General features: G+C 66.6%; 18 protein-coding genes. 6 read left to right on the top strand and 12 right to left on the bottom strand.

Annotated features, from left to right (window positions below; translation table 11 throughout):
* Positions 1-75 precede the first annotated feature (75 nt).
* The 10 genes from edd to ACN0V4_RS03075 all read right to left on the bottom strand — a co-directional run bounded on the left by edd (position 76) and on the right by ACN0V4_RS03075 (position 11,593).
* Entirely contained in the window at positions 76-1,899 is a 1,824-nt protein-coding gene (gene edd / locus ACN0V4_RS03120) for a phosphogluconate dehydratase (RefSeq protein ID WP_417673056.1), read from the bottom strand.
* A gap of 525 nt (positions 1,900-2,424) precedes the next feature.
* Positions 2,425-4,668, bottom strand: coding sequence for a phosphoenolpyruvate--protein phosphotransferase (ptsP, locus tag ACN0V4_RS03115; protein WP_417673055.1), 2,244 nt, complete (start codon positions 4,666-4,668; stop codon positions 2,425-2,427).
* 47 nt (positions 4,669-4,715) lie between these two features.
* Positions 4,716-5,954 carry an aspartate kinase gene (locus ACN0V4_RS03110; protein ID WP_417673054.1) on the bottom strand — a complete coding sequence of 413 codons (1,239 nt, stop codon included), beginning with the start codon at positions 5,952-5,954 and terminating at the stop codon, positions 4,716-4,718.
* A gap of 108 nt (positions 5,955-6,062) precedes the next feature.
* Positions 6,063-6,512 carry an SgcJ/EcaC family oxidoreductase gene (locus tag ACN0V4_RS03105; RefSeq protein ID WP_417673053.1) on the bottom strand — a complete coding sequence of 150 codons (450 nt, stop codon included), beginning with the start codon at positions 6,510-6,512 and terminating at the stop codon, positions 6,063-6,065.
* The gene (locus ACN0V4_RS03100) at positions 6,509-7,150 is read right to left on the bottom strand and encodes an SDR family NAD(P)-dependent oxidoreductase (protein WP_417673052.1); all 642 of its coding nucleotides are present in this window, start codon (positions 7,148-7,150) and stop codon (positions 6,509-6,511) included. Before ACN0V4_RS03100 ends, ACN0V4_RS03105 begins: the two co-directional genes overlap by 4 nt.
* Positions 7,150-7,587, bottom strand: coding sequence for a DUF1178 family protein (locus tag ACN0V4_RS03095; protein WP_417673051.1), 438 nt, complete (start codon positions 7,585-7,587; stop codon positions 7,150-7,152). The genes ACN0V4_RS03100 and ACN0V4_RS03095 overlap by 1 nt, the downstream gene beginning before the upstream one ends.
* Before the next feature lie 52 nt (positions 7,588-7,639).
* On the bottom strand, positions 7,640-8,422 hold the full coding sequence (locus tag ACN0V4_RS03090) for an EcsC family protein (RefSeq protein WP_417673050.1): 783 nt from the start codon (positions 8,420-8,422) through the stop codon (positions 7,640-7,642).
* Between the two features lie 63 nt (positions 8,423-8,485).
* The gene (locus ACN0V4_RS03085; protein WP_417673049.1) at positions 8,486-8,980 is read right to left on the bottom strand and encodes a GNAT family N-acetyltransferase; all 495 of its coding nucleotides are present in this window, start codon (positions 8,978-8,980) and stop codon (positions 8,486-8,488) included.
* A gap of 280 nt (positions 8,981-9,260) precedes the next feature.
* Positions 9,261-10,862, bottom strand: coding sequence for a SulP family inorganic anion transporter (locus ACN0V4_RS03080; protein ID WP_417673048.1), 1,602 nt, complete (start codon positions 10,860-10,862; stop codon positions 9,261-9,263).
* A 317-nt stretch (positions 10,863-11,179) separates the two neighbouring features.
* Positions 11,180-11,593, bottom strand: a complete 414-nt coding sequence (locus ACN0V4_RS03075) for a winged helix-turn-helix transcriptional regulator (protein ID WP_417673047.1) — start codon at positions 11,591-11,593, stop codon at positions 11,180-11,182.
* Positions 11,594-11,719: 126 nt separating this feature from the next.
* On the opposite strand from ACN0V4_RS03075, the gene ACN0V4_RS03070 reads away from it, so the two are divergent.
* On the top strand, positions 11,720-12,571 hold the full coding sequence (locus ACN0V4_RS03070) for a dienelactone hydrolase family protein (RefSeq protein ID WP_417673046.1): 852 nt from the start codon (positions 11,720-11,722) through the stop codon (positions 12,569-12,571).
* Between the two features lie 210 nt (positions 12,572-12,781).
* Positions 12,782-13,663, top strand: a complete 882-nt coding sequence (locus tag ACN0V4_RS03065) for an S-methyl-5'-thioadenosine phosphorylase (RefSeq protein WP_417673045.1) — start codon at positions 12,782-12,784, stop codon at positions 13,661-13,663.
* Between the two features lie 108 nt (positions 13,664-13,771).
* Here the strand turns inward: ACN0V4_RS03065 and ACN0V4_RS03060 are convergent, their stop codons facing one another.
* Entirely contained in the window at positions 13,772-14,455 is a 684-nt protein-coding gene (locus tag ACN0V4_RS03060) for a helix-turn-helix transcriptional regulator (protein WP_417673044.1), read from the bottom strand.
* 80 nt (positions 14,456-14,535) lie between these two features.
* On the opposite strand from ACN0V4_RS03060, the gene ACN0V4_RS03055 reads away from it, so the two are divergent.
* From ACN0V4_RS03055 to ACN0V4_RS03045, 3 genes are all read left to right on the top strand, one after another.
* On the top strand, positions 14,536-16,140 hold the full coding sequence (locus ACN0V4_RS03055; RefSeq protein WP_417673043.1) for an FAD-dependent monooxygenase: 1,605 nt from the start codon (positions 14,536-14,538) through the stop codon (positions 16,138-16,140).
* On the top strand, positions 16,137-16,319 hold the full coding sequence (locus tag ACN0V4_RS03050; protein ID WP_417673042.1) for a hypothetical protein: 183 nt from the start codon (positions 16,137-16,139) through the stop codon (positions 16,317-16,319). Before ACN0V4_RS03055 ends, ACN0V4_RS03050 begins: the two co-directional genes overlap by 4 nt.
* Before the next feature lie 63 nt (positions 16,320-16,382).
* Positions 16,383-17,012 (top strand): LysE family translocator, encoded by a 630-nt coding sequence (locus ACN0V4_RS03045; protein ID WP_417673041.1) that lies wholly within the window; start codon positions 16,383-16,385, stop codon positions 17,010-17,012.
* Positions 17,013-17,044: 32 nt separating this feature from the next.
* Here the strand turns inward: ACN0V4_RS03045 and ACN0V4_RS03040 are convergent, their stop codons facing one another.
* On the bottom strand, positions 17,045-17,218 hold the full coding sequence (locus ACN0V4_RS03040) for a hypothetical protein (protein ID WP_417673040.1): 174 nt from the start codon (positions 17,216-17,218) through the stop codon (positions 17,045-17,047).
* Positions 17,219-17,544: 326 nt separating this feature from the next.
* Between ACN0V4_RS03040 and ACN0V4_RS03035 the strand changes: the two genes are divergently transcribed.
* Complete coding sequence (locus tag ACN0V4_RS03035) at positions 17,545-18,084, top strand: adenine phosphoribosyltransferase (RefSeq protein ID WP_417673039.1); 540 nt, start codon at positions 17,545-17,547, stop codon at positions 18,082-18,084.
* Positions 18,085-18,086 lie beyond the last annotated feature (2 nt).

Raw genomic sequence — 18,086 nt, 5'->3', positions numbered from 1 at the left:
GTTCAGCCAGACAGGGACCCGTCAGGGCCCCCCGCCCCCCCCACCCCCCCCATCCGCCGCCCCGCGGCCCTGGGCTCAATCGGCATCCTCGCCTCCGAAAAACACGCTCGCCCCGGCCGTCGCCGGGCCGACATGGGCGCGGAAACATCCGAACAGCTCGCGCCCCAGCCCGGTTTGATGGGCGGTCAGATCGGCCGTCACCGGCGCCCGGTCCAACACCCCGGGGGTGAGGATATCCAGACGCCCGCTCACCGCATCGAGCCGCAGCAGATCGCCATCGCGCAGCCGCGCGATCGGCCCACCATCCAGCGCCTCGGGGCAGACATGGATCGCCGCCGGTACCTTGCCCGAGGCGCCCGACATCCGCCCATCGGTGACCAGCGCCACCTTCAGCCCGCGCCCCTGCAGGATCGACAACACCGGGGTCAGGCTGTGCAATTCGGGCATGCCATTGGCGCGCGGCCCCTGGAACCGGACGACGACAATGGTGTCGCCGGTGAATTCGCCCGCCTTGAAGGCCTCCTTCACCGCCGCCTGATCGTCGAACACCCGAACCGGCGCCTCGACCAGATGATGCTCCGGCGCCACCGCCGAGACCTTGATCACCGCCTCGCCCAACGACCCGCTGAGCTTTTTCAGCCCGCCAGAGGATTGAAACGGTGCCGCCGCCGGGCGCAGGATCTGGGCGTTCACGCTTTTGCCCGGCCCCTCTTGCCAGACCAGCGCCCCGTCGATCAGCTTGGGCTCGCGCGTATAACGCGCCAGCCCCGGGCCGGCGACGGTCTGGGTATCCGGATGCAGGAGGCCCGCGCCCAGCAATTCGCCGATCACATAGGCCAGCCCGCCGGCGGCATGGAAATGGTTCACATCGGCCAGGCCGTTGGGATAGACCCGCGCGACCAGCGGGGTGATCGCGGAGAGATCGGAGAAATCCTGCCAATCCAGCAGGATGCCCCCGACCCGCGCCATGGCGATCAGATGGATCAGGTGGTTGGTCGATCCCCCCGTCGCCATCAGCCCGACGATGCCGTTGACAAAGGCACGCTCGTCCAGAATGCGGCAGGTGGGCATATAGTCCTGCCCCAACGCGGTGATCTCCAGCGCCCGCTGGGCACCGGCCCGGGTCAGCGCCGCGCGCAGTTCGGTCCCCGGATTGACGAAGCTGGCACCGGGCAGGTGCAACCCCATGATCTCCATCAGCATCTGGTTGGAATTGGCGGTGCCATAGAAGGTGCAGGTGCCCGGCCCGTGATAGGCCGCCATCTCGGCCGCCATCAGCGCGGCACGGTCGACCTTGCCCTCGGCGAACTGCTGGCGGACCTTGGCCTTTTCGTCATTCGGCAAGCCGCTGGTCATCGGGCCGGCCGGCAGAAAGACCGCCGGCAGATGGCCGAAGGCCTGCGCCGCGATCACCAGCCCGGGCACGATCTTGTCGCAGACACCTAGGAAGACCGCCGCGTCGAACACATCGTGGCTGAGCGCGACGGCCGCGGCCATGGCGATCACGTCGCGGGAAAACAGGCTCAGCTCCATCCCCACGGCGCCCTGGGTCACCCCGTCGCACATCGCCGGCACCCCGCCCGCCACCTGGGCGGTACCGCCGACCGCGCGGGCGGCGCTGCGGATCAGTTCGGGATAGGTTTCAAAGGGACGATGCGCCGACAGCATGTCGTTATAGGCGGTGACGATCCCGAGATTGCCCCCGGCCTCGCGCGCGAGCGTCGGTTGATCGGCCCCCGCCCCGGCATAGGCATGGGCCTGGCCGGAACAGCTCAGATGCGTACGCGCCGGCCCCGCCGCGCGCGCAGCCGACATCCGGTCGAGATAGGCGTTCCGCGTGATCGCGCTGCGCGCGACAATCCGCGCGGTCACATCCCTGAGGGTGGGGTTCAAATGCATCGGTCTCCTGCCCAGCCCGGACGGCAAGCGCCGGGTTGGCAGGCATCATCCCAGCCAGCCCGAGCCGTTGCAAGTCTTCTGCGAGGGAAAGATCGCTGCGCCCCGGGCGATGCGGCAGGATCATGCCGGCAAAGCGGCCCGAAAAGGAGTCGAAGCACGGGCGACAACCGATTGTATCCAAATGCCTTTCCAACCGGGCAAGATGATGCGCCCCGATCGAAACACCCCGCGCGGCCCTCGAGGTGGAGACTTATCCACAAAATTGCCCCCAAGATTTCCGCCCCGCGACAACCAAATTCGCCAAAATATCGCATTAAGACAAAGATTACCCGAAACATTAGGGATAACCCGACCAAAAAACCACAAAATGATAATCCAAAGGCGCACCCGCCTCACCCAATCCAGCTCAAATTCTGTGGATAAGCTCAGAAGACAGCGGGGTGACGCCTCCAGTCGCCCTCTGCTATCCGGGGCAAAGCGCCCCGCTGCAGGCAGGCTCCTCAAGCGCCGCCCGGAGCGCCTGCCTCAGGGCAGGCTGCGCAGGTAATCGAGTACCGCCGGCCGCACGCTCTGCTCGCCCCGGTGACGGGCGTCGACGATCCGCTTGCGAAGTTCGCCCAGATCGACCCGGTGCAGCAGGCTCTTGACCGGCCCGATCGAGGCCGGGCGCATCGACAGGGTGCGGATACCGATGGCCGCCAGGCACAGCGCCTCGACCGGCCGGCCGGCATCCTCGCCGCAAAAGCTCAGGGGCGTGTTGGACCCGTCACAGCGTTCGACGATCCGCTCGATCAGGCTGAGGAAACTGACGTTCAGCGTGTCGTATCGCCGCCGCACCCTTTCGTTCTCGCGATCCGCCGCGAAGAAGAACTGCTTGAGGTCATTGCCACCGATGGACAGGAACCCGACCTCTTCAAAGAACTTCTGCGGTGCGAAGGCCAGCGAGGGTGTCTCGAGCATGGCACCGATCTCGATCTGCTCGGGCAGCACGTGCCCCAGCTTGCGCTCGCGCTCGACCATCCTGTCGACCTCGGCGCGGGCGTCGCGATATTCCTCGAACTGGGCGACGAAGGGGAACATGACCGACAGTGGCCGCCCCTTGGCGGCACGGATCAGCGCCTGAAGCTGCATCCGCATCACCCCGGGCTTGTCCAGCCCGACGCGGATCGCCCGCCAGCCCAGCGCCGGGTTCGGTTCGTCCGTCGGCTTCATATAGGGCAGCACCTTGTCCGACCCGATGTCGAGCGTTCGGAACACCACCCGCTTGCCATCGGCGGCATCGAGCACCCGTTCGTAAAGCGCCACCAGCTCCGACCGTTTCGGCAGCTTGTTATGGACCAGGAACTGCAACTCGGTGCGGAACAGCCCCACCCCCTCGGCGCCAGAGCTGTCGAGCGAGGGCAGATCGGCCATCAGCCCGGCGTTCATCACCAAGGCGACGGTCTGGCCGTCCCTGGTGGTGGCGGGCGTGTTGCGGATCGAGGCATAGCGTTCCTGCGCTTCGGCCCGCATGGCGATCTTGTCGCGGAAGGCGGCGACGACGCTGTCGTCGGGGCGCAGATGCACCAGCCCCTGGTCGCCGTCGACCATGATGTGATCGCCATTCAGCGTCTCGGCGGTGATCCGTTGCGCCCGGACCACCAGCGGGATCGCCAGTGCCCGTGCCACGATGGCGGCATGGCTGCCGACCGAACCCTCTTCCAGCACGATGCCGCGCAGGGTGCGGCCGTATTCCAGCAGCTCGCCCGGGCCGATGTTGCGGGCAATCAGGATCGGATCGGCCGGCAGATCGGCGCCGGTGTCCTGCCCCTGGCCAGTGAGGATGCGCAACAGCCGATTCGACAGATCATCCAGATCGGACAGCCGTTCACGCAGATAGGCGTCCTGCGCCTGCATCATGCGCTTGCGCGCCAGGCTCTGTTCCTTCTCGACCGCCGCCTCGGCCGACAGGCCGCGGGCGATATCCTCTTCCATCCGCCGCATCCAGCCTTTGGAATTGGCGAACATCCGATAGGTTTCCAGCACCTGAAGCTGTTCGGCATCCTCGGTTCGCGACAGCTGCAGCATCTTGTCGACGCCGATCCGCAGCTCTTCCACCGCGGCGTGCAGGCGCTCGGTCTCGCGCTGGGGATCGTCGGCGATCGGGTTGGTGATGACGACGCGCGGCTCGTGCAGCCAGGCATGCCCTTCGGCGGTGCCCTCCTGCGCGCTGACCCCACGGATCAGTTCGGCCCGCTGATGCGGCGGCGACAACGCCGCCCCTTCGCCCACAAAAGCGCCAAGTTCGGCCATTTCGGCCAGCACCATGGCGACGACTTCAAGCGCATAGACCTCATCAGCCGAGAATTGCCGCGCCTGGCGCGACTGCACCACCAGCACGCCCAGTGATTCGCCGAGCCGCTGCACCGGGATGCCGAGGAAGGAGGAATAGCGCTCCTCCCCCGTCTCGGGCATGTAACGAAAGCCGCGTTCCGCAGGGGCATCGGCGGTATTGATCACCGCCCCGGTCTTGGCCACACGACCGACAAGCCCTTCGCCCAGGCGCATCCGGGTCCGGTGCACAGCCTCGGGTTTCAGGCCCTCGGTGGCGCAAAGTTCCAGCGTATCAGCGTCGCGGAACAGGTAGATCGAGCAAACCTCGGTCCCCATGCTGTCCGCGATCAGATGGGTAATCTTGTCCAATCGGGTCTGGCCGGCATCGCTGCTGGCCATGACCTCCCGCAGCCGCTTCAGCAGCTTGCGACTTTCGCTTTCCGTGCCGTCGGGCATAGGCCTCGTTCACTTTGCGGCGTCAGGCGCGCCGAAGCGGCAATCGCTCAGGCTGCCTTGTCCAATTCGAACGCATCATGCAGCGCCTGAACCGCAAGTTCCATGTATTTCCGATCAATGAGGACGGAAATTTTAATCTCGGAGGTTGTAATGACCTTGATGTTGATCCCCTCATCCGAGAGTGCCTTGAACATCTTGGCCGCCACACCGGTGTGCGAACGCATGCCAATGCCCACGACCGAGATCTTGCAGACATTGCTGTCGGTCACGATCTCGCGGAAATTGATCTCCCCGGCCTCTTTCGCCTTTTTCAACGCCTCTTCGGCACGGGCGACCTGATTGGTCGGGCAGGAGAAGGTCATGTCGGTACGACCGTCTTCGCTGATGTTCTGCACGATCATATCGACGTTGATGCCGGCTTCGGACAGCGGCATGAAGATCGCGGCGGCGATACCGGGACGGTCCGCGACCGAAATCAGGGTCATCTTGGCCTCGTCACGGGAATGGGCCACACCGGAGACAGCATTCAGTTCCATGATTTCCTCCTCGTCGCAGACGAGCGTGCCCGCCTCGTCGGATTGTTCCTCGAAGCTCGAAAGCACCCGCAGTTTCACATTATACCGCATCGCCAGCTCGACCGAGCGGGTCTGCAGCACCTTGGCGCCCAGAGAGGCCAGTTCCAGCATCTCTTCAAAGGCGATCTTGTCCAGCTTGCGCGCCTTCTCGCAGATGCGCGGGTCGGTGGTATAGACCCCGTCCACATCCGTGTAGATGTCGCAGCGTTCCGCGTCGAAAGCGGCGGCGAAGGCGACGGCGGTGGTGTCCGACCCGCCCCGACCCAGCGTGGTGATCCGGCCCTCGGGGCTGACGCCCTGGAAGCCCGCGACGACGGCAACCTTCATGCCCTCGTCGAACTTGCGCAGGATGTTGTCGGCCGGGATGTCGACGATCCGCGCGGCGCTATGGGCCGAGGTGGTCATCAACGGCACCTGCCAGCCCTGCCAGCTGCGGGCGGGGATATCCATTTCCTGCAGGGTCAGCGCCATCAGCCCGGCGGTGACATTCTCACCCGAACTGACGACGGCGTCGTATTCGCGGGCGTCAAACAGCGGCGAGGTCTCTTCGACAAGGCCCACCAACTCATTGGTCTTGCCGGCCATGGCAGAGACGATGACGATCACGTCATAGCCCTTGGCCACCTCGACGCCGACGCGCTTGGCGGCCCGGCGGATACGATCCAGCGTGGCGACGGAAGTGCCGCCGAATTTCATAACCAAGATGGGCATGTGTCTTCCCCTTCGGGCCCAAGTTCCGGCGCGGTTTATGCGTTGTCGCGGCAAAGGGCAAGATGGCTTGGGGATAACTGCGGCTATTCCCCACCGCAGGAGCACGGTTCAGCGGCGATAGTCGGCCGGGCGCAAAACCCCTGCGTTCACATGGGTTTCCGCCCCCTCGACCACATCGGTGTTCTGCGCCGCGACCACCTGCCACCCCTGCCCCAGGGCCCGGGCCACGAAGGTCAGGATGGTGCGCCGGGCGCCGGCGACGGCGCCATCGGGCAGGCGCTGGCCGGTCAGGGTGAATCGGCAGCTCACCACCGCCACATCGCCCAGGAGGCGGCAGCGGATCACCCCGGGGATCAAGGTGCTCTCTGCGAAGAAGGTGGCCAGCCCATAGGCATGCGCCCGTTCGATCGCCGGGCGGTCATGCCACCAGAGGCCCACGACATTGACGAAATCCGCGTCCTCGGCAAAAAGCGTCGCCAGGCCCGTCGCATCCCGCGCCATCCAGGCAGCCGCAAAGGCGGCGGGGATATCCTCCGGTCGCCGCGGCAGATCGGTCAATAGGCGTGCTCCCGCCCGTCCCAGGTGCGGAAACAGCCGCTGTCGGCAAGATCGAGCGCATCAAAGCGGGCGACCAGCCCATCGGCAGCCTCGTCCACGGTGATCTCGGCCGCCGCGCCGCCCATGTCGGTCTGCACCCAGCCAGGGTGATAGATACCCACGGCGATGCCTTCCGCCCTGAGGTCGGTCGACAGGTTCCGGCCGAGGTTCAGCACCGCCGCCTTCGAGGCGCGATAGATATAGCTGCCCCCCGGCGCCCGCTGGTCCGAGGCCATCTGCGAGGAGATCAGCGCGATCTTGCCGCGCGCCGCCCGCAGATTGGGCAGCAGCGCCTGAACCGCCAGGAAGGTGCCGGTGACATTCACCGCAAAGGCATCGGCCCACATCGCGGGCGGATAGCCGTCCTCCAGCCGCTGCCCCTTGTCGGGATAGATGCCGGCGTTGCAGATCAGCAGATCGACCGGATCGCCCGCCAGTGCCGCCGCCATGGCGCGATGCCCCGCCGGATCGGTGACGTCGAGGACAAGGTCGGCGCTGCCGTCACGGGCGGTGCCGGTGACACGATGGCCGGCGGTCCGATAGCGTTCCGCCAAGGCCTTGCCGATGCCACGGCCGGCACCGGTGATCACCACATGCATCAGTTGGTCTTTCGGTTGGGCAGGAAGGGCAACGGCGTCACCGGCACGCCGTCTTCGATCAGCGCCCGCGCCTCCTCGGCCTTGGCCTCGCCATAGATCGGCCGCTCCGGCGCATCACCGTCATGGATGGCGCGCGCCTCGGCGGCGAAATTCATGCCAACATACTCCGAACTCGCCTCGATCTTGCGCTTGAACTCCGCCAGCGCCTGCTCGATGGCCGTGCTTGGTGCGCTCAGTGGACGCTCGGGCGCCGTCGCCGGCTCGGCCTCCCGCCCGGGCTGCACCCGCGGCGCCATCAGCGCCTTTTCCACATCGGGCGAACCGCAAACGGCGCATTGCACCATGCCCGCCGCGGCCAGCTTGTCAAAAGCGGCGGCAGACTGGAACCAGCTGTCGAAGGTATGCCCTTCGGCACATTTGAGCGAATATTGGATCATTCAGGGATCCCTTGAAGGAGTAGGGGATTAGATATCCACCGCGCGGGGAAGATCAACCCCGCAGCCCCCGCTCGAGCCGCGCCGCAAGGCCTGCGACCAGCTCGGCCTGCGGCCGGTCCGCCTCGATCGCCAGCCGGCGCAGACCGAACTGCACCTGCGCCATCTCCTGGTAATAGCGGGTATAGGTGTAATTGATCCCGGCGCCGGCCACCGCCCCCAGCACCGGCACCGCCTGCGCCGCCAGCTTCTGACCAAGCGAGGTCGCCAACCGCGGCGCCACCGTCGCGATCATCCGTTGCAACGCCGGCCCGGTCAGCGTCAGCCTGAGCGACAGAAAGCTCAGATCGCTGCCGTCGTCCTCTGACAATGGACCGGCGGCGGCAAAGACCCGGAGGCAATCGAAGCGCACGCTCTCCGCCGCCGGATCGAACCCCTGCCGCGCCGCCGCGCCCTGGATCGCCCGCATCAGCATGGTGGTGGTCGCCGGCAGCTCGACCAGGGCCCCAGAGAGGCCAGCAAAGCCGCCAGCGGCGCCGAGCGCCGATGTGATGGCAGTATTGACCCAAGGCGCCGGATCGCCGGCCACCCGCCGGCTGCGTTGCGCCGCGCGCAACGACAGGTGCAGGGCGCGCTCGGCGGCACCGTCCAGCCCGCTCCGCATCGCGGAGGGCAAGCGGTTGAGCAACCCTTCGGCACTGGTGCCGAGCGCGTTCAGCAGCTTGAGCCCCGGCCCCGCCGCCGCGCGATAGCGCGCCGCCAGCCGGTCAAGCTCCGCCTCGGCGTCTGGCGCCCGGCCGATCGGGGGAAGAACTATGGCTCCTGCGGCTTCGGTCATCGCGATCCCTTTGACTGTCCTTGTCAGATCGGTACGCGACGGGGCGGTTTCAATGGGCAGGCCTCAGCCCGCCTCGCGCCAGCGGCTGACATGCCCCGTGATCCCCTGCCAGGCGCCAGGCAGCAGATCGCGGCCCAGAACCCGGTCGGGGTTGGTCGGCGGCGGCATCTCCACCCCTTCGAGCTTGGTGAAACCGAACCGGTTGTAATAGGGCGCGTCGCCCACCAGCATCACCCGCTCCCATCCGGCCTCCTGCGCGGCGATCAGCGATTCCTCGATCAGCAGGCCGCCAAGCCCCTCGCCCTGGTGAGTCGGGTGCACCGCCACCGGCCCGAGCAGCAAGGCCTCGGCCTCGCTGATCCGGATCGGCCAGTAGCGGATCGCCCCGGCCAGGGTGCCGTCGCTGTCGCGCGCGACCATGCAGAGACCCGCCACCGGGTCGATCCCATCGCGCAGACGATATGAGGACAGCGCTTCGCGCCCCGGCGCGAAACACAGATCATAAAGCGCCTCGACGTCCCACCAGTCTCCGGATTGTTCCGGCCGCAGTTCGATCACCCGCCTGCCCTCCGCATCAGCTCGGCTGCTGCCCCTAGCACTCTGACAGGCGGCGTCAAGCTCCCCGTGTCGGAGGTGCCCGCTTGCCCCAGATTACCTCGCCTGGCCCAACGGCAGCAAAGGGGGCTGTCTGCCCCCTCTTGGCCTCTGGCCAATTCACCCCCGAGGATATTTTCGCCAGATCGAAGGACAAACCGCGCGCCCCTTCGATCTGGCGCAAATATCCCGGGGGGAAGGCCGCAGGCCGTGGGGGGCAGCGCCCCCCGCCGCGCCGAAGCGGTCAATGCGATCCCAGGATGCCGGTTTTCACCGAGTAATCCACCGCCAGCGCATAGTCGGGGTCATCGTCGCTGTCGATCATCAGATGCCCCGCCTTGGTCAACAGCCGGTGACAGTCGCGGCTGAGGTGGCGCAACTGGATGCGCTTGCCCTCGGCCTCGTATTTCGCCGCGAGCGACTCGATCGCCTGCAGCGCCGACTGGTCCACCACCCGGCTGTCGTCGAAGTCGACGATCACCATGGCGGGATCGGCCTTGGGATCGAACAGCTCGGCGAAACCGTCGGTCGAGCCGAAGAACAGCGGCCCCTGAATCTGATAGACCTTGGCGCCCTCGGGGGTGACATGAACCTTGGCGTGAATGCGCTTGGCGTTGTTCCAGGCATAGGCCAGCGCCGAGACGATGACGCCCACCACCACGGCCACCGCCAGATCCTCGAACACCGTCACCACGGTGACCAGCACGATGACGAAGGCGTCGATCAGCGGCACCTTGGCGAGGATGCGGATCGAGTTCCAGGCGAAGGTGCCGATCACCACCATGAACATCACGCCGACCAGCGCGGCCAGCGGGATCTGTTCGATCAGTGGCGAGGCGAAGAGGATGAAGCCCAAGAGGCAAAGCGCGGCGAAGACCGCGGCGATCCGGGTGCGGCCGCCGGATTTCACGTTGATCATCGACTGGCCGATCATGGCGCAGCCGCCCATGCCGCCGAAGAAACCGGTGACCACATTCGCGGTGCCCTGGGCGATGCATTCCTGGCTGGCGCCGCCGCGCTTGCCGGTGATCTCGCCCACCAGGTTCAGGGTCAGCAGGCTCTCGATCAGACCGATCGCCGCCAGGATCACCGAATAGGGCAGGATGATCTTCAGGGTTTCCCAGGTCAGCGGCACCATCGGGACATGGAACTGCGGCAGCCCGCCCTCGATCGAGGCCATGTCCCCCACCCGCGGCACGTCGAGGCCCAGCGCAATCACCAGCGCCGCCACCACCAGGATGCCGGCCAGCGGCGCCGGGATGACACGGGTCAGCCGGGGTGTGCCCCAGATCACCGCCATGGTCAGCGCCACCAGCCCCAGCATGGTATAGAGCGGCAGGCCGGACAGGTATTCTCCGCCGCCGCCCGGCACCTTGAACTGGCCAAGCTGGGCCATGAAGATCACGATCGCCAGCCCGTTGACAAAGCCCAACATGACCGGATGCGGCACCAGCCGAATGAACTTGCCCCAGTGCATCACCCCGGCGAGGATCTGGAAAATCCCCATCAGCACCACCGTGGCGAAGAGGTATTCCACCCCGTGCGAGGCGACCAGCGCCACCATCACCACCGCCAGCGCCCCGGTCGCGCCCGAGATCATGCCGGGCCGGCCGCCGATCAGCGCGGTGATCAGCCCGACGATGAAGGCGGCATAGAGGCCGACCAGCGGATGGACGCCCGCGACGAAGGCGAAGGCCACCGCTTCGGGCACCAGGGCCAGGGCCACGGTCAGGCCGGACAGAAGCTCGATCCTCAGCCGGCCGAGACTGAACCCCTCGTCCGGCATCCAGCGCAGGTCGGGTTTGTCGATACGAGAGGCGAAGGCGGCCAGGAGGGCGCGTTTCATAAGAGAAATCCTGTGGTAATCTATTCGCTGCGTTGCAGCGTCTAACCTGTTCGGCCTTGGCTGCCAATGCGCAGGGTGACATGTCTTCAGCTGCCGGCTTCAATGGATAGCGGCACGGAACGCATGATTTCCCTCAGATTGAGGCCGAGAGGAGCCTCTGCGGCCACCGGCAACGGCGCGGGCGCCCTCTGGACGACTGGGGCGAGCGGACCCGACCGGCCCCCGACATGTCTGCCGCCATGAGGGGGAATCGCCCCTTCCCTACCGAGCTTCAGGCCATTCAATCCTGGGCCTCGGGGAGCGAGACGTGGAGCAGATCATCCCGGGGGCGGATCGACACGAAGCCGAATATCGCCCAGCCTCACCTCCCGCCCAAAGGCATCCACCATCGCGATCCGAACCGGTTCTTCCCCGCCATCAGGCACGAAGCTGACGGATGCGCCATCCGGGTCCCCCTCGTCCCACCATTGCTTCATCGCGAGCAGCACGACGGCAAGCCCTCGGCCGCGTTCCGTCAACCGATAGGCCTGCCGGGCGCGCGCGCCATCCTCCTTGTAATCGAAGCGTTCCAGCAGACCGGCCTCCACCAGCTTTGCCAGCCGCCCGGTCAGGATGGACCGGGGCACCCCGATGTCCGCCTGCATGTCGGCAAAGCGCACCACCCCATAGAAGGCCTCGCGCAGGATAAGGAGCGACCAGCGGTCTCCAAGGAGTTCCGATGCCTTCGCCATGCCGCAGCGATCAAGTGGAACGGGCGCCCGGGCGCGAATGCGGGCGGGGTCACAATCTGAGTTTGACATTCAAACCTAGCTCTGCAAAACAATTCTGAGTTCAAATTATAGACTGAGACCTGTGCCATGTCCAATTCACCCCAAACCTCTCTGACGCAAGACGATCCTCTGACCGATTTCGATGCCCGAGAAATTGAACTGCTGGGACAAACAAAGCGGGTCTATGTGGCCGGCGCCGGCCCCGCGGTCATCGTCATGCATGAGATGCCCGGAATTTCCCCGCATGTCGCGCGTTTTGCCCGCTGGGTCCGCGAGGCCGGGTTCACCGTTTTCATGCCATCCCTGTTCGGTCGCGATGGCGCCGTGCCCCAGGCCGAAGAGGGCGCGCAGATCTTTCAGCGCGTTTGCGTGTCGCGCGAGTTCAGGGTCTTGGCAGGCGGCGGCACCAGCCCCGTGGTCGCCTGGCTGAAAGCGCTTGCGAGACGGGCCCAGGCGGAATGTGGCGGGCCGGGGGTGGGCGCGGTCGGCATGTGCTTTACCGGAAATTTCGCCATCTCGATGATGATGGAGCCGGCAATGGTGGCCGCCGTGGCCTGCCAGCCCTCGCTCCCCCTGGACGATCCGGCCGCGATCGAACTGTCGGAGGATGACGCCGCGACCGTCGCCGACCGCCTGAGCCGCGACGACCTGACGGTTCGCGCCTATCGGTTCGATGGGGACAGGTTTTGCAGGGCCGCCCGGTTCGAGGCCTATCAGGCACGGTTCGGCCGACACTTCGACGGGCGCGTGCTGCCGGACCAGGCCGCCAATCCAGAAACCTCGCCATTTTTCGCCGAACATATCAAATCGCCGCATAGCGTGGTGACGCAGCATCTGATCAATCGCGACGGCGAGGCCACCATCGCCGCCCGCGACGAGATCCTCGCCTATCTGCAGGCAGCCCTGCTCGACGCAAAGCGACCGAGCTTGTCGCGATAGAGGCCCCACGCCCGGCACAGCGGGGGCGCCCAGCCGCAAGCGGCGGCGTCCCCCGGCAGATGTCGGACGGGATCATTCGCCGGGACTGAGCCGATTTTGGGCAGGGTCACGCCCTGCCCCGCCCTCCGCCACCACAGCATGCGACCTGCGGTTGCATCCGCGCCCGCCGGGGCTAATGTCGGCACCGAAGACAATCGGGGGCAAGGCACCATGACACCTACCAAGATCGGCATTATCGGCGGGTCCGGCATCTACGAGATCGACGGGCTGGAAGACGCCAAATGGATCGAGGTCGACAGCCCTTGGGGCAAACCCTCGGACGCGCTGCTGACCGGCCGGCTCAACGGCGTCGAGATCGTCTTCCTGCCACGGCATGGGCGCGGCCATTACCTCAGCCCCACCGATGTGCCCTATCGCGCCAATATCGACGCGCTCAAGCGGATCGGTGTCACCGATGTGATCAGCATCAGCGCCTGCGGGTCGTTCCGCGAAGAGCTGGCGCCGGGCGATTTCGTCATCGTCGATCAGTTCATCGACCGCACCTTTGCCCGCGACAAGAGTTTCTTCGGCACCGGTTGCGTCGCCCACGTCAGCATGGCGCATCCCACCTGCGACCGGCTGAGCGCGGTCTGCGAGGTCGCCGCGCGCGACGCCGGGATCACCGTGCACCGCGGCGGCACCTATCTGGCGATGGAGGGGCCGCAATTCTCGTCCCTGGCCGAATCGAAGATGTATCGCGAACACTGGGGTGCCGATGTCATCGGCATGACCAACATGCCCGAGGCCAAGCTCGCCCGCGAGGCGGAGCTTTGCTATGCCTCGGTCGCGATGATCACCGATTACGACAGCTGGCACCCGGAGCATGGCGAAGTCGATGTCACCCAGATCATCGCCACGCTGACCGGCAACGCCGACAAGGGGCGCGAAAAGGTCCGCCGCCTGCCCGCCCTGCTGGGGGCGGAGCGCGAGCCCTGCCCCTGCGGCTGCGACCGGGCGCTGGAATATGCCATCATGACCGCGCCGGAAAAACGCGACCCCGCGCTGGTGGCAAAACTGGATGCCGTCGCCGGGCGGGTGCTGAACCGGGGGTGAGGCCTTGGGCCGGATGACGGGGCATTGGGGGCTCTGCCCCCGGCGCCTGGGGCGCCTCCCCCGCCCGATTTTCAACGAGAAGAAGACCCGGGGGGAGTGCCCCGCGCGTCACTCCCGGCAGATGGCGAACAGCGCCCCGCGCGAGGAAATCCCCAGCTTGTCATAGGCGCGCCTGCGATAGGTCACCACGCTGGAGGGCGCCACGCCGAGATCGGCGGCGATCGTCTCGGCCTTCTTGCCGGCCAGCATGCCGAGACAGACGGCGCGTTCCCGGTCGGAGAGAACCGCCAATGCGGCCGGTTCCTCGCTCAGCCGCGCCTCGAAATGCTGCAGCGCCAAGCGGCCCAGCAGCGCCGGCAGCGCGCCCCGCGAGGCCGCTTCGGTCCAGTAGAGGTTGACGATCAGCCGCAACCGCGCGCCGGCGGTCAGAACCGCCGTCTTGCCGGCCAATCCGGGCCGGTCGAAGAACCGGGCGCGATAATCCTCGCTGACCTCGGGCTGCCCCACCTCCAGCACCAGCCCCCCGGCGGGAAGCGCCATCACCTGCACATAGAACGGGTCCTGCCGGAACCAACCATCGAGGTATTCCTCGGCCAACATGCCGCCCAGCGCCTGGGCGTTGAAGTTGCGCGACAGCAGACAGGCGGCATGATCGGCGCGATAGGAGAAGACCATGACCTGCGCCGCGCCGGTCGCCTCCACCAGCGCCAGAAAGGGCGCGGCCCAGCCGTCCTGTCCCGACAGTGCCAGACAGGCGTCGATCTCTGCGATCAGCTCTTCGCTCCGGTCCATGCGGCTGTCCCCCCCGAAAGAGGACTTACCGCGAAGCCCGCCGCCCCTACAACCATTCCGACGATCAAGGGAGGACCGGCATGAGGCCCGAGGGACGCGGCGAGTTCGACTCGCTCTATTTCAGCTATCCGCAGTTCGATGCGCCCGCGCGCGGGGCGGGCCCGGAACCGCGCCGTCCGGTGGTGATCGCCGGCGCCGGGCCGGTGGGGATGATCGCGGCGCTGACGCTGGCGCAATACGGCATCCGCAGCCTGCTGCTCGATCGCAAGGACACCTTCAATGACGGCAGCCGGGCGATCTGCATCTCGCGCTCCAGCTACTACATCCTCGAACGGGTCGGCGCGGTGGCGCCCTTCCTCGACAAGGCGCTCGGCTGGACCAGGGGGCGCAGCTTCTATCGCGGCCAGCAGATCCTGGAATTCGACATGCCGGATTCGGAGGATGAGAAATACCGGCCGATGTACAACCTGGAACAGCAGTATATCGAGGCCTTCCTCTGGGACGCCGTCGCCGCCAGCCCGCTGATCGAGACCCGCTGGCAAAGCGAGGTGACAGGGATCGCGGATGAGGCCCAGGGCGTCACCCTGACGGTGACCGACCCGGCCGGCAGCTATGCCCTGCCCGCCGACTGGGTGCTGGCCGCCGATGGCGCCCGCAGCGCGATCCGGGCACTGCGCGGGCTGCGGCTGAAGGGCGAGAATTACGAAGGCCGCTATGTCATCGCCGATGTGCAGATGGAGCATGACTATCCCACCATCCGCCGGGCGCTCTTCGACCCCGCCAGCCGCCCCGGCGGCACCGTGCTGATCCACCGCCAGCCGGACAATATCTGGCGCATCGACTATCAGCTGCGCGACGACGAAAGCGCCGAAGGCGCCACGCGCGAGGAGAACGTCCGCGCCGCCGTCGCCGCCGTATTGGCCGAGATCGGCCATACCGGCCCCTGGGCGCTGGAGTGGTGGAGCGTCTATTCCGCAAATACGCTGGCGCTTGATGACTATCGCGACGGGCGGGTGATCTTTATCGGCGACAGCGCCCATATCGTGCCGATCTTCGGGGTGCGCGGGCTGAACAACGGGCTGGCCGACGGGCAGAACATCGGCTGGAAACTGGCCTTTGTGCTGAACGGGCTGGCCGGCGAAGGGCTGATCGACAGCTATACGCCGGAACGGCGCGGCGCCACGCTCGACGTCTTTGCCAATGCCTCGAAAAGCACCCGGTTCATGACGCCCCCCACCCCGGGCTGGCGGCTGATGCGCGACGCGGCGCTGTCGCTGGCGCTGACCCGGCCCTCTGCCGGGCGGTTGGCGAACCCGCGGCAGATGACGCCCTATACCTATGCCGCAAGCCCGGCCACCGCCGCCGATGCCGAAGGCTTTGAGGCCGGGCCGCGGCCCGGCGCGCTGATGACCGATGTGGCGCTGGCGGATGGCTTCCTCTCCGACCTGATGGGGCCGGGTTTCACCCTGCTGAGCTTCGGGCCGGCGGTGCCGCCGATCGAGGGGGTGACCGTCGTGGCCCTGCCCGCCTATGGCCCCGCCGCCCGCGCCTATGGCGCGCAGGCCGGCGGCGCCTATCTGATCCGCCCCGATCTGCATGTCGCCGCCCGATGGCCGCAGACCGATGCGACCCAGATCCGCCAGACCCTCGACAGCCTTCTTTTCCGCCAGGAGATCCCCGCATGACCCAGGACGATCTGGAAACCCTCTATGAGGCCCTGGCCGAAAGCCTCGACAGCCTGCCGGCTGAGGCGCGCGAGCTTTACCTCGCCAAACTGGCACTGGCGCTGGCCGAGACGCTGGAAAATGCGCCCCGCGCACTGGAGATCATCGCCGAATGCCGCACCGGGATCGCGTCGACATGACGGGGACTTGACGGAAGTGGGCAAATCCGGCTCCCTTCCCCGGTTCGCAAAAGGATTGCCCCAATGCCCCTCGATCTCTGGCTCGCCTTCGTCGCGGCCTCTACCGTGCTGCTGCTGATCCCCGGCCCGACCGTCCTGCTTGTTCTCAGCTATGCGCTGAGCAAGGGGCGCGGTGTCGCCCTGGCCTCGGCCACCGGCGTGGCGCTGGGGGATTTCACCGCCATGACCGCCTCGCTGCTGGGGCTGGGCGCGCTGGTGATGACCTCGGCCATGCTGTTTTCGGTGCTGAAATGGATCGGCGCCGCCTATCTGTTGTGGATGGGATGGAAGCTGTTTCGCAGCGCGCCGTCGACCGGGCTGCAGGCGATGGCCGCCGCCCGCACCGTCACCCCGCGCGGCGTCTTCACCCATGCCGCCGCGGTGACCGCGCTGAACCCCAAGTCGATCGCCTTCTTCGTCGCCTTCGTGCCGCAGTTCCTGCGCCCCGAGGCGCCCTTGGGTCCGCAATTCGCCATCCTGATCGCCACCTTCGTGACCCTCGCGGCACTGAACGCGCTGGCCTATGCGCTGCTGGCCGACCGGCTGCGCGCCTGGGTCGGACGCCCCCGGGTGATCACCGGCATGACCCGCACCGGCGGGCTGACGCTGATGGGCATGGGCGTGGCCACCGCCTTTTTGCGCCGTCCGGCCTGACCGTCAGACCCCGGGATTTCGGAACGGGGGGATCAACTCTCCCCGTTTTCCTTGAGAAACGATCGGATGAAGCGGCGGATTTCCCGTGCCGCGCTGGTATCCATCCGCTTGCAGAGATCGACGAAGGCGTCACGCTCTGCCTTGTCCAGCCGCAGCACCAGCTGGCTGTCCTTCTTCCCCGAAGCCTTGCTGTCGTTCTTGGTCACGCGCCCACCCGCCCCTGCGGCCTTGAAATTCTGCATATTAAGTGTATATACATTGCATAGCGATTGTCGATAACGACGACGTAAAAACAAAACAGGAGGAAAGGCAAATGACCCTTCATATCGCGCAGGCGCTTCTGACCCGCGATCGCCGGGACTGGACCAAACCGCATCTGAGCTGGCTGCCTGCTGCCCTCTATCGCAGCTTTAGCGAGGCGCGCCACTGACTGGGGGCCCCATCCGGGGCCCTTTCGCTTATCCGGGGCTTGCAAGCCCGCCCCCTATCGGCCAAACCCGGCTGGCCGTTTTTCGCAAGCCGGAGTCGCCCGATGCCCCCGTCCAAACAGGTCAAGGATTACATCCGCACCATCGTGGATTTCCCGCACGAGGGGATCCTGTTCCGCGATGTGACCACGCTCTTCGCCGATCCGCGCGGCTTCCGCATGGCGATCGACCAGATGCTGCACCCCTATGCCGGCGAGCGGATCGACAAGGTGGTGGGGCTTGAGGCGCGCGGCTTCATCCTGGGCGGCGCCATCGCGCACCAGCTCTCGGTCGGCTTCGTGCCGATCCGCAAGAAGGGCAAGCTGCCCGGCCCCACCATCAGCCAGGACTATAAGCTGGAGTATGGCGAGGCGGTGGTCGAAATCCACGACGACGCCATCCAGCCGGGCGAGAAGATCCTGATCGTCGACGATCTGCTGGCCACCGGCGGCACCTGTGCCGCCGCCATCAAGCTGGTCGAGCGGCTCAAGGGCGATATCATCAGCTGCGCCTTCATCGTCGACCTGCCCGATCTCGGCGGTCGCAGGGTGCTGGAGGCGATGGGCATGGATGTCCACGCGCTCTGCGCCTTCGAAGGGCTCTGACA

This window comes from Pseudodonghicola sp. (assembly GCF_048268305.1).
GTDB lineage: Bacteria > Pseudomonadota > Alphaproteobacteria > Rhodobacterales > Rhodobacteraceae > Pseudodonghicola.
This window is presented reverse-complemented; position numbering and strand designations above follow the sequence as displayed.

What these genes read in the sequence shown, in the direction of transcription:
- edd (WP_417673056.1), bottom strand. Translation starts at nt 1,899, where the DNA reads ATGCATTTGAACCCCACCCTCAGGGATGTGACCGCGCGGATTGTCGCG.
- ptsP (WP_417673055.1), bottom strand. Translation starts at nt 4,668, where the DNA reads ATGCCCGACGGCACGGAAAGCGAAAGTCGCAAGCTGCTGAAGCGGCTG.
- ACN0V4_RS03110 (WP_417673054.1), bottom strand. Translation starts at nt 5,954, where the DNA reads ATGCCCATCTTGGTTATGAAATTCGGCGGCACTTCCGTCGCCACGCTG.
- ACN0V4_RS03100 (WP_417673052.1), bottom strand. Translation starts at nt 7,150, where the DNA reads ATGCATGTGGTGATCACCGGTGCCGGCCGTGGCATCGGCAAGGCCTTG.
- ACN0V4_RS03095 (WP_417673051.1), bottom strand. Translation starts at nt 7,587, where the DNA reads ATGATCCAATATTCGCTCAAATGTGCCGAAGGGCATACCTTCGACAGC.
- ACN0V4_RS03090 (WP_417673050.1), bottom strand. Translation starts at nt 8,422, where the DNA reads ATGACCGAAGCCGCAGGAGCCATAGTTCTTCCCCCGATCGGCCGGGCG.
- ACN0V4_RS03080 (WP_417673048.1), bottom strand. Translation starts at nt 10,862, where the DNA reads ATGAAACGCGCCCTCCTGGCCGCCTTCGCCTCTCGTATCGACAAACCC.
- ACN0V4_RS03075 (WP_417673047.1), bottom strand. Translation starts at nt 11,593, where the DNA reads ATGGCGAAGGCATCGGAACTCCTTGGAGACCGCTGGTCGCTCCTTATC.
- ACN0V4_RS03070 (WP_417673046.1), top strand. Translation starts at nt 11,720, where the DNA reads ATGTCCAATTCACCCCAAACCTCTCTGACGCAAGACGATCCTCTGACC.
- ACN0V4_RS03065 (WP_417673045.1), top strand. Translation starts at nt 12,782, where the DNA reads ATGACACCTACCAAGATCGGCATTATCGGCGGGTCCGGCATCTACGAG.
- ACN0V4_RS03060 (WP_417673044.1), bottom strand. Translation starts at nt 14,455, where the DNA reads ATGGACCGGAGCGAAGAGCTGATCGCAGAGATCGACGCCTGTCTGGCA.
- ACN0V4_RS03055 (WP_417673043.1), top strand. Translation starts at nt 14,536, where the DNA reads ATGAGGCCCGAGGGACGCGGCGAGTTCGACTCGCTCTATTTCAGCTAT.
- ACN0V4_RS03050 (WP_417673042.1), top strand. Translation starts at nt 16,137, where the DNA reads ATGACCCAGGACGATCTGGAAACCCTCTATGAGGCCCTGGCCGAAAGC.
- ACN0V4_RS03045 (WP_417673041.1), top strand. Translation starts at nt 16,383, where the DNA reads ATGCCCCTCGATCTCTGGCTCGCCTTCGTCGCGGCCTCTACCGTGCTG.
- ACN0V4_RS03035 (WP_417673039.1), top strand. Translation starts at nt 17,545, where the DNA reads ATGCCCCCGTCCAAACAGGTCAAGGATTACATCCGCACCATCGTGGAT.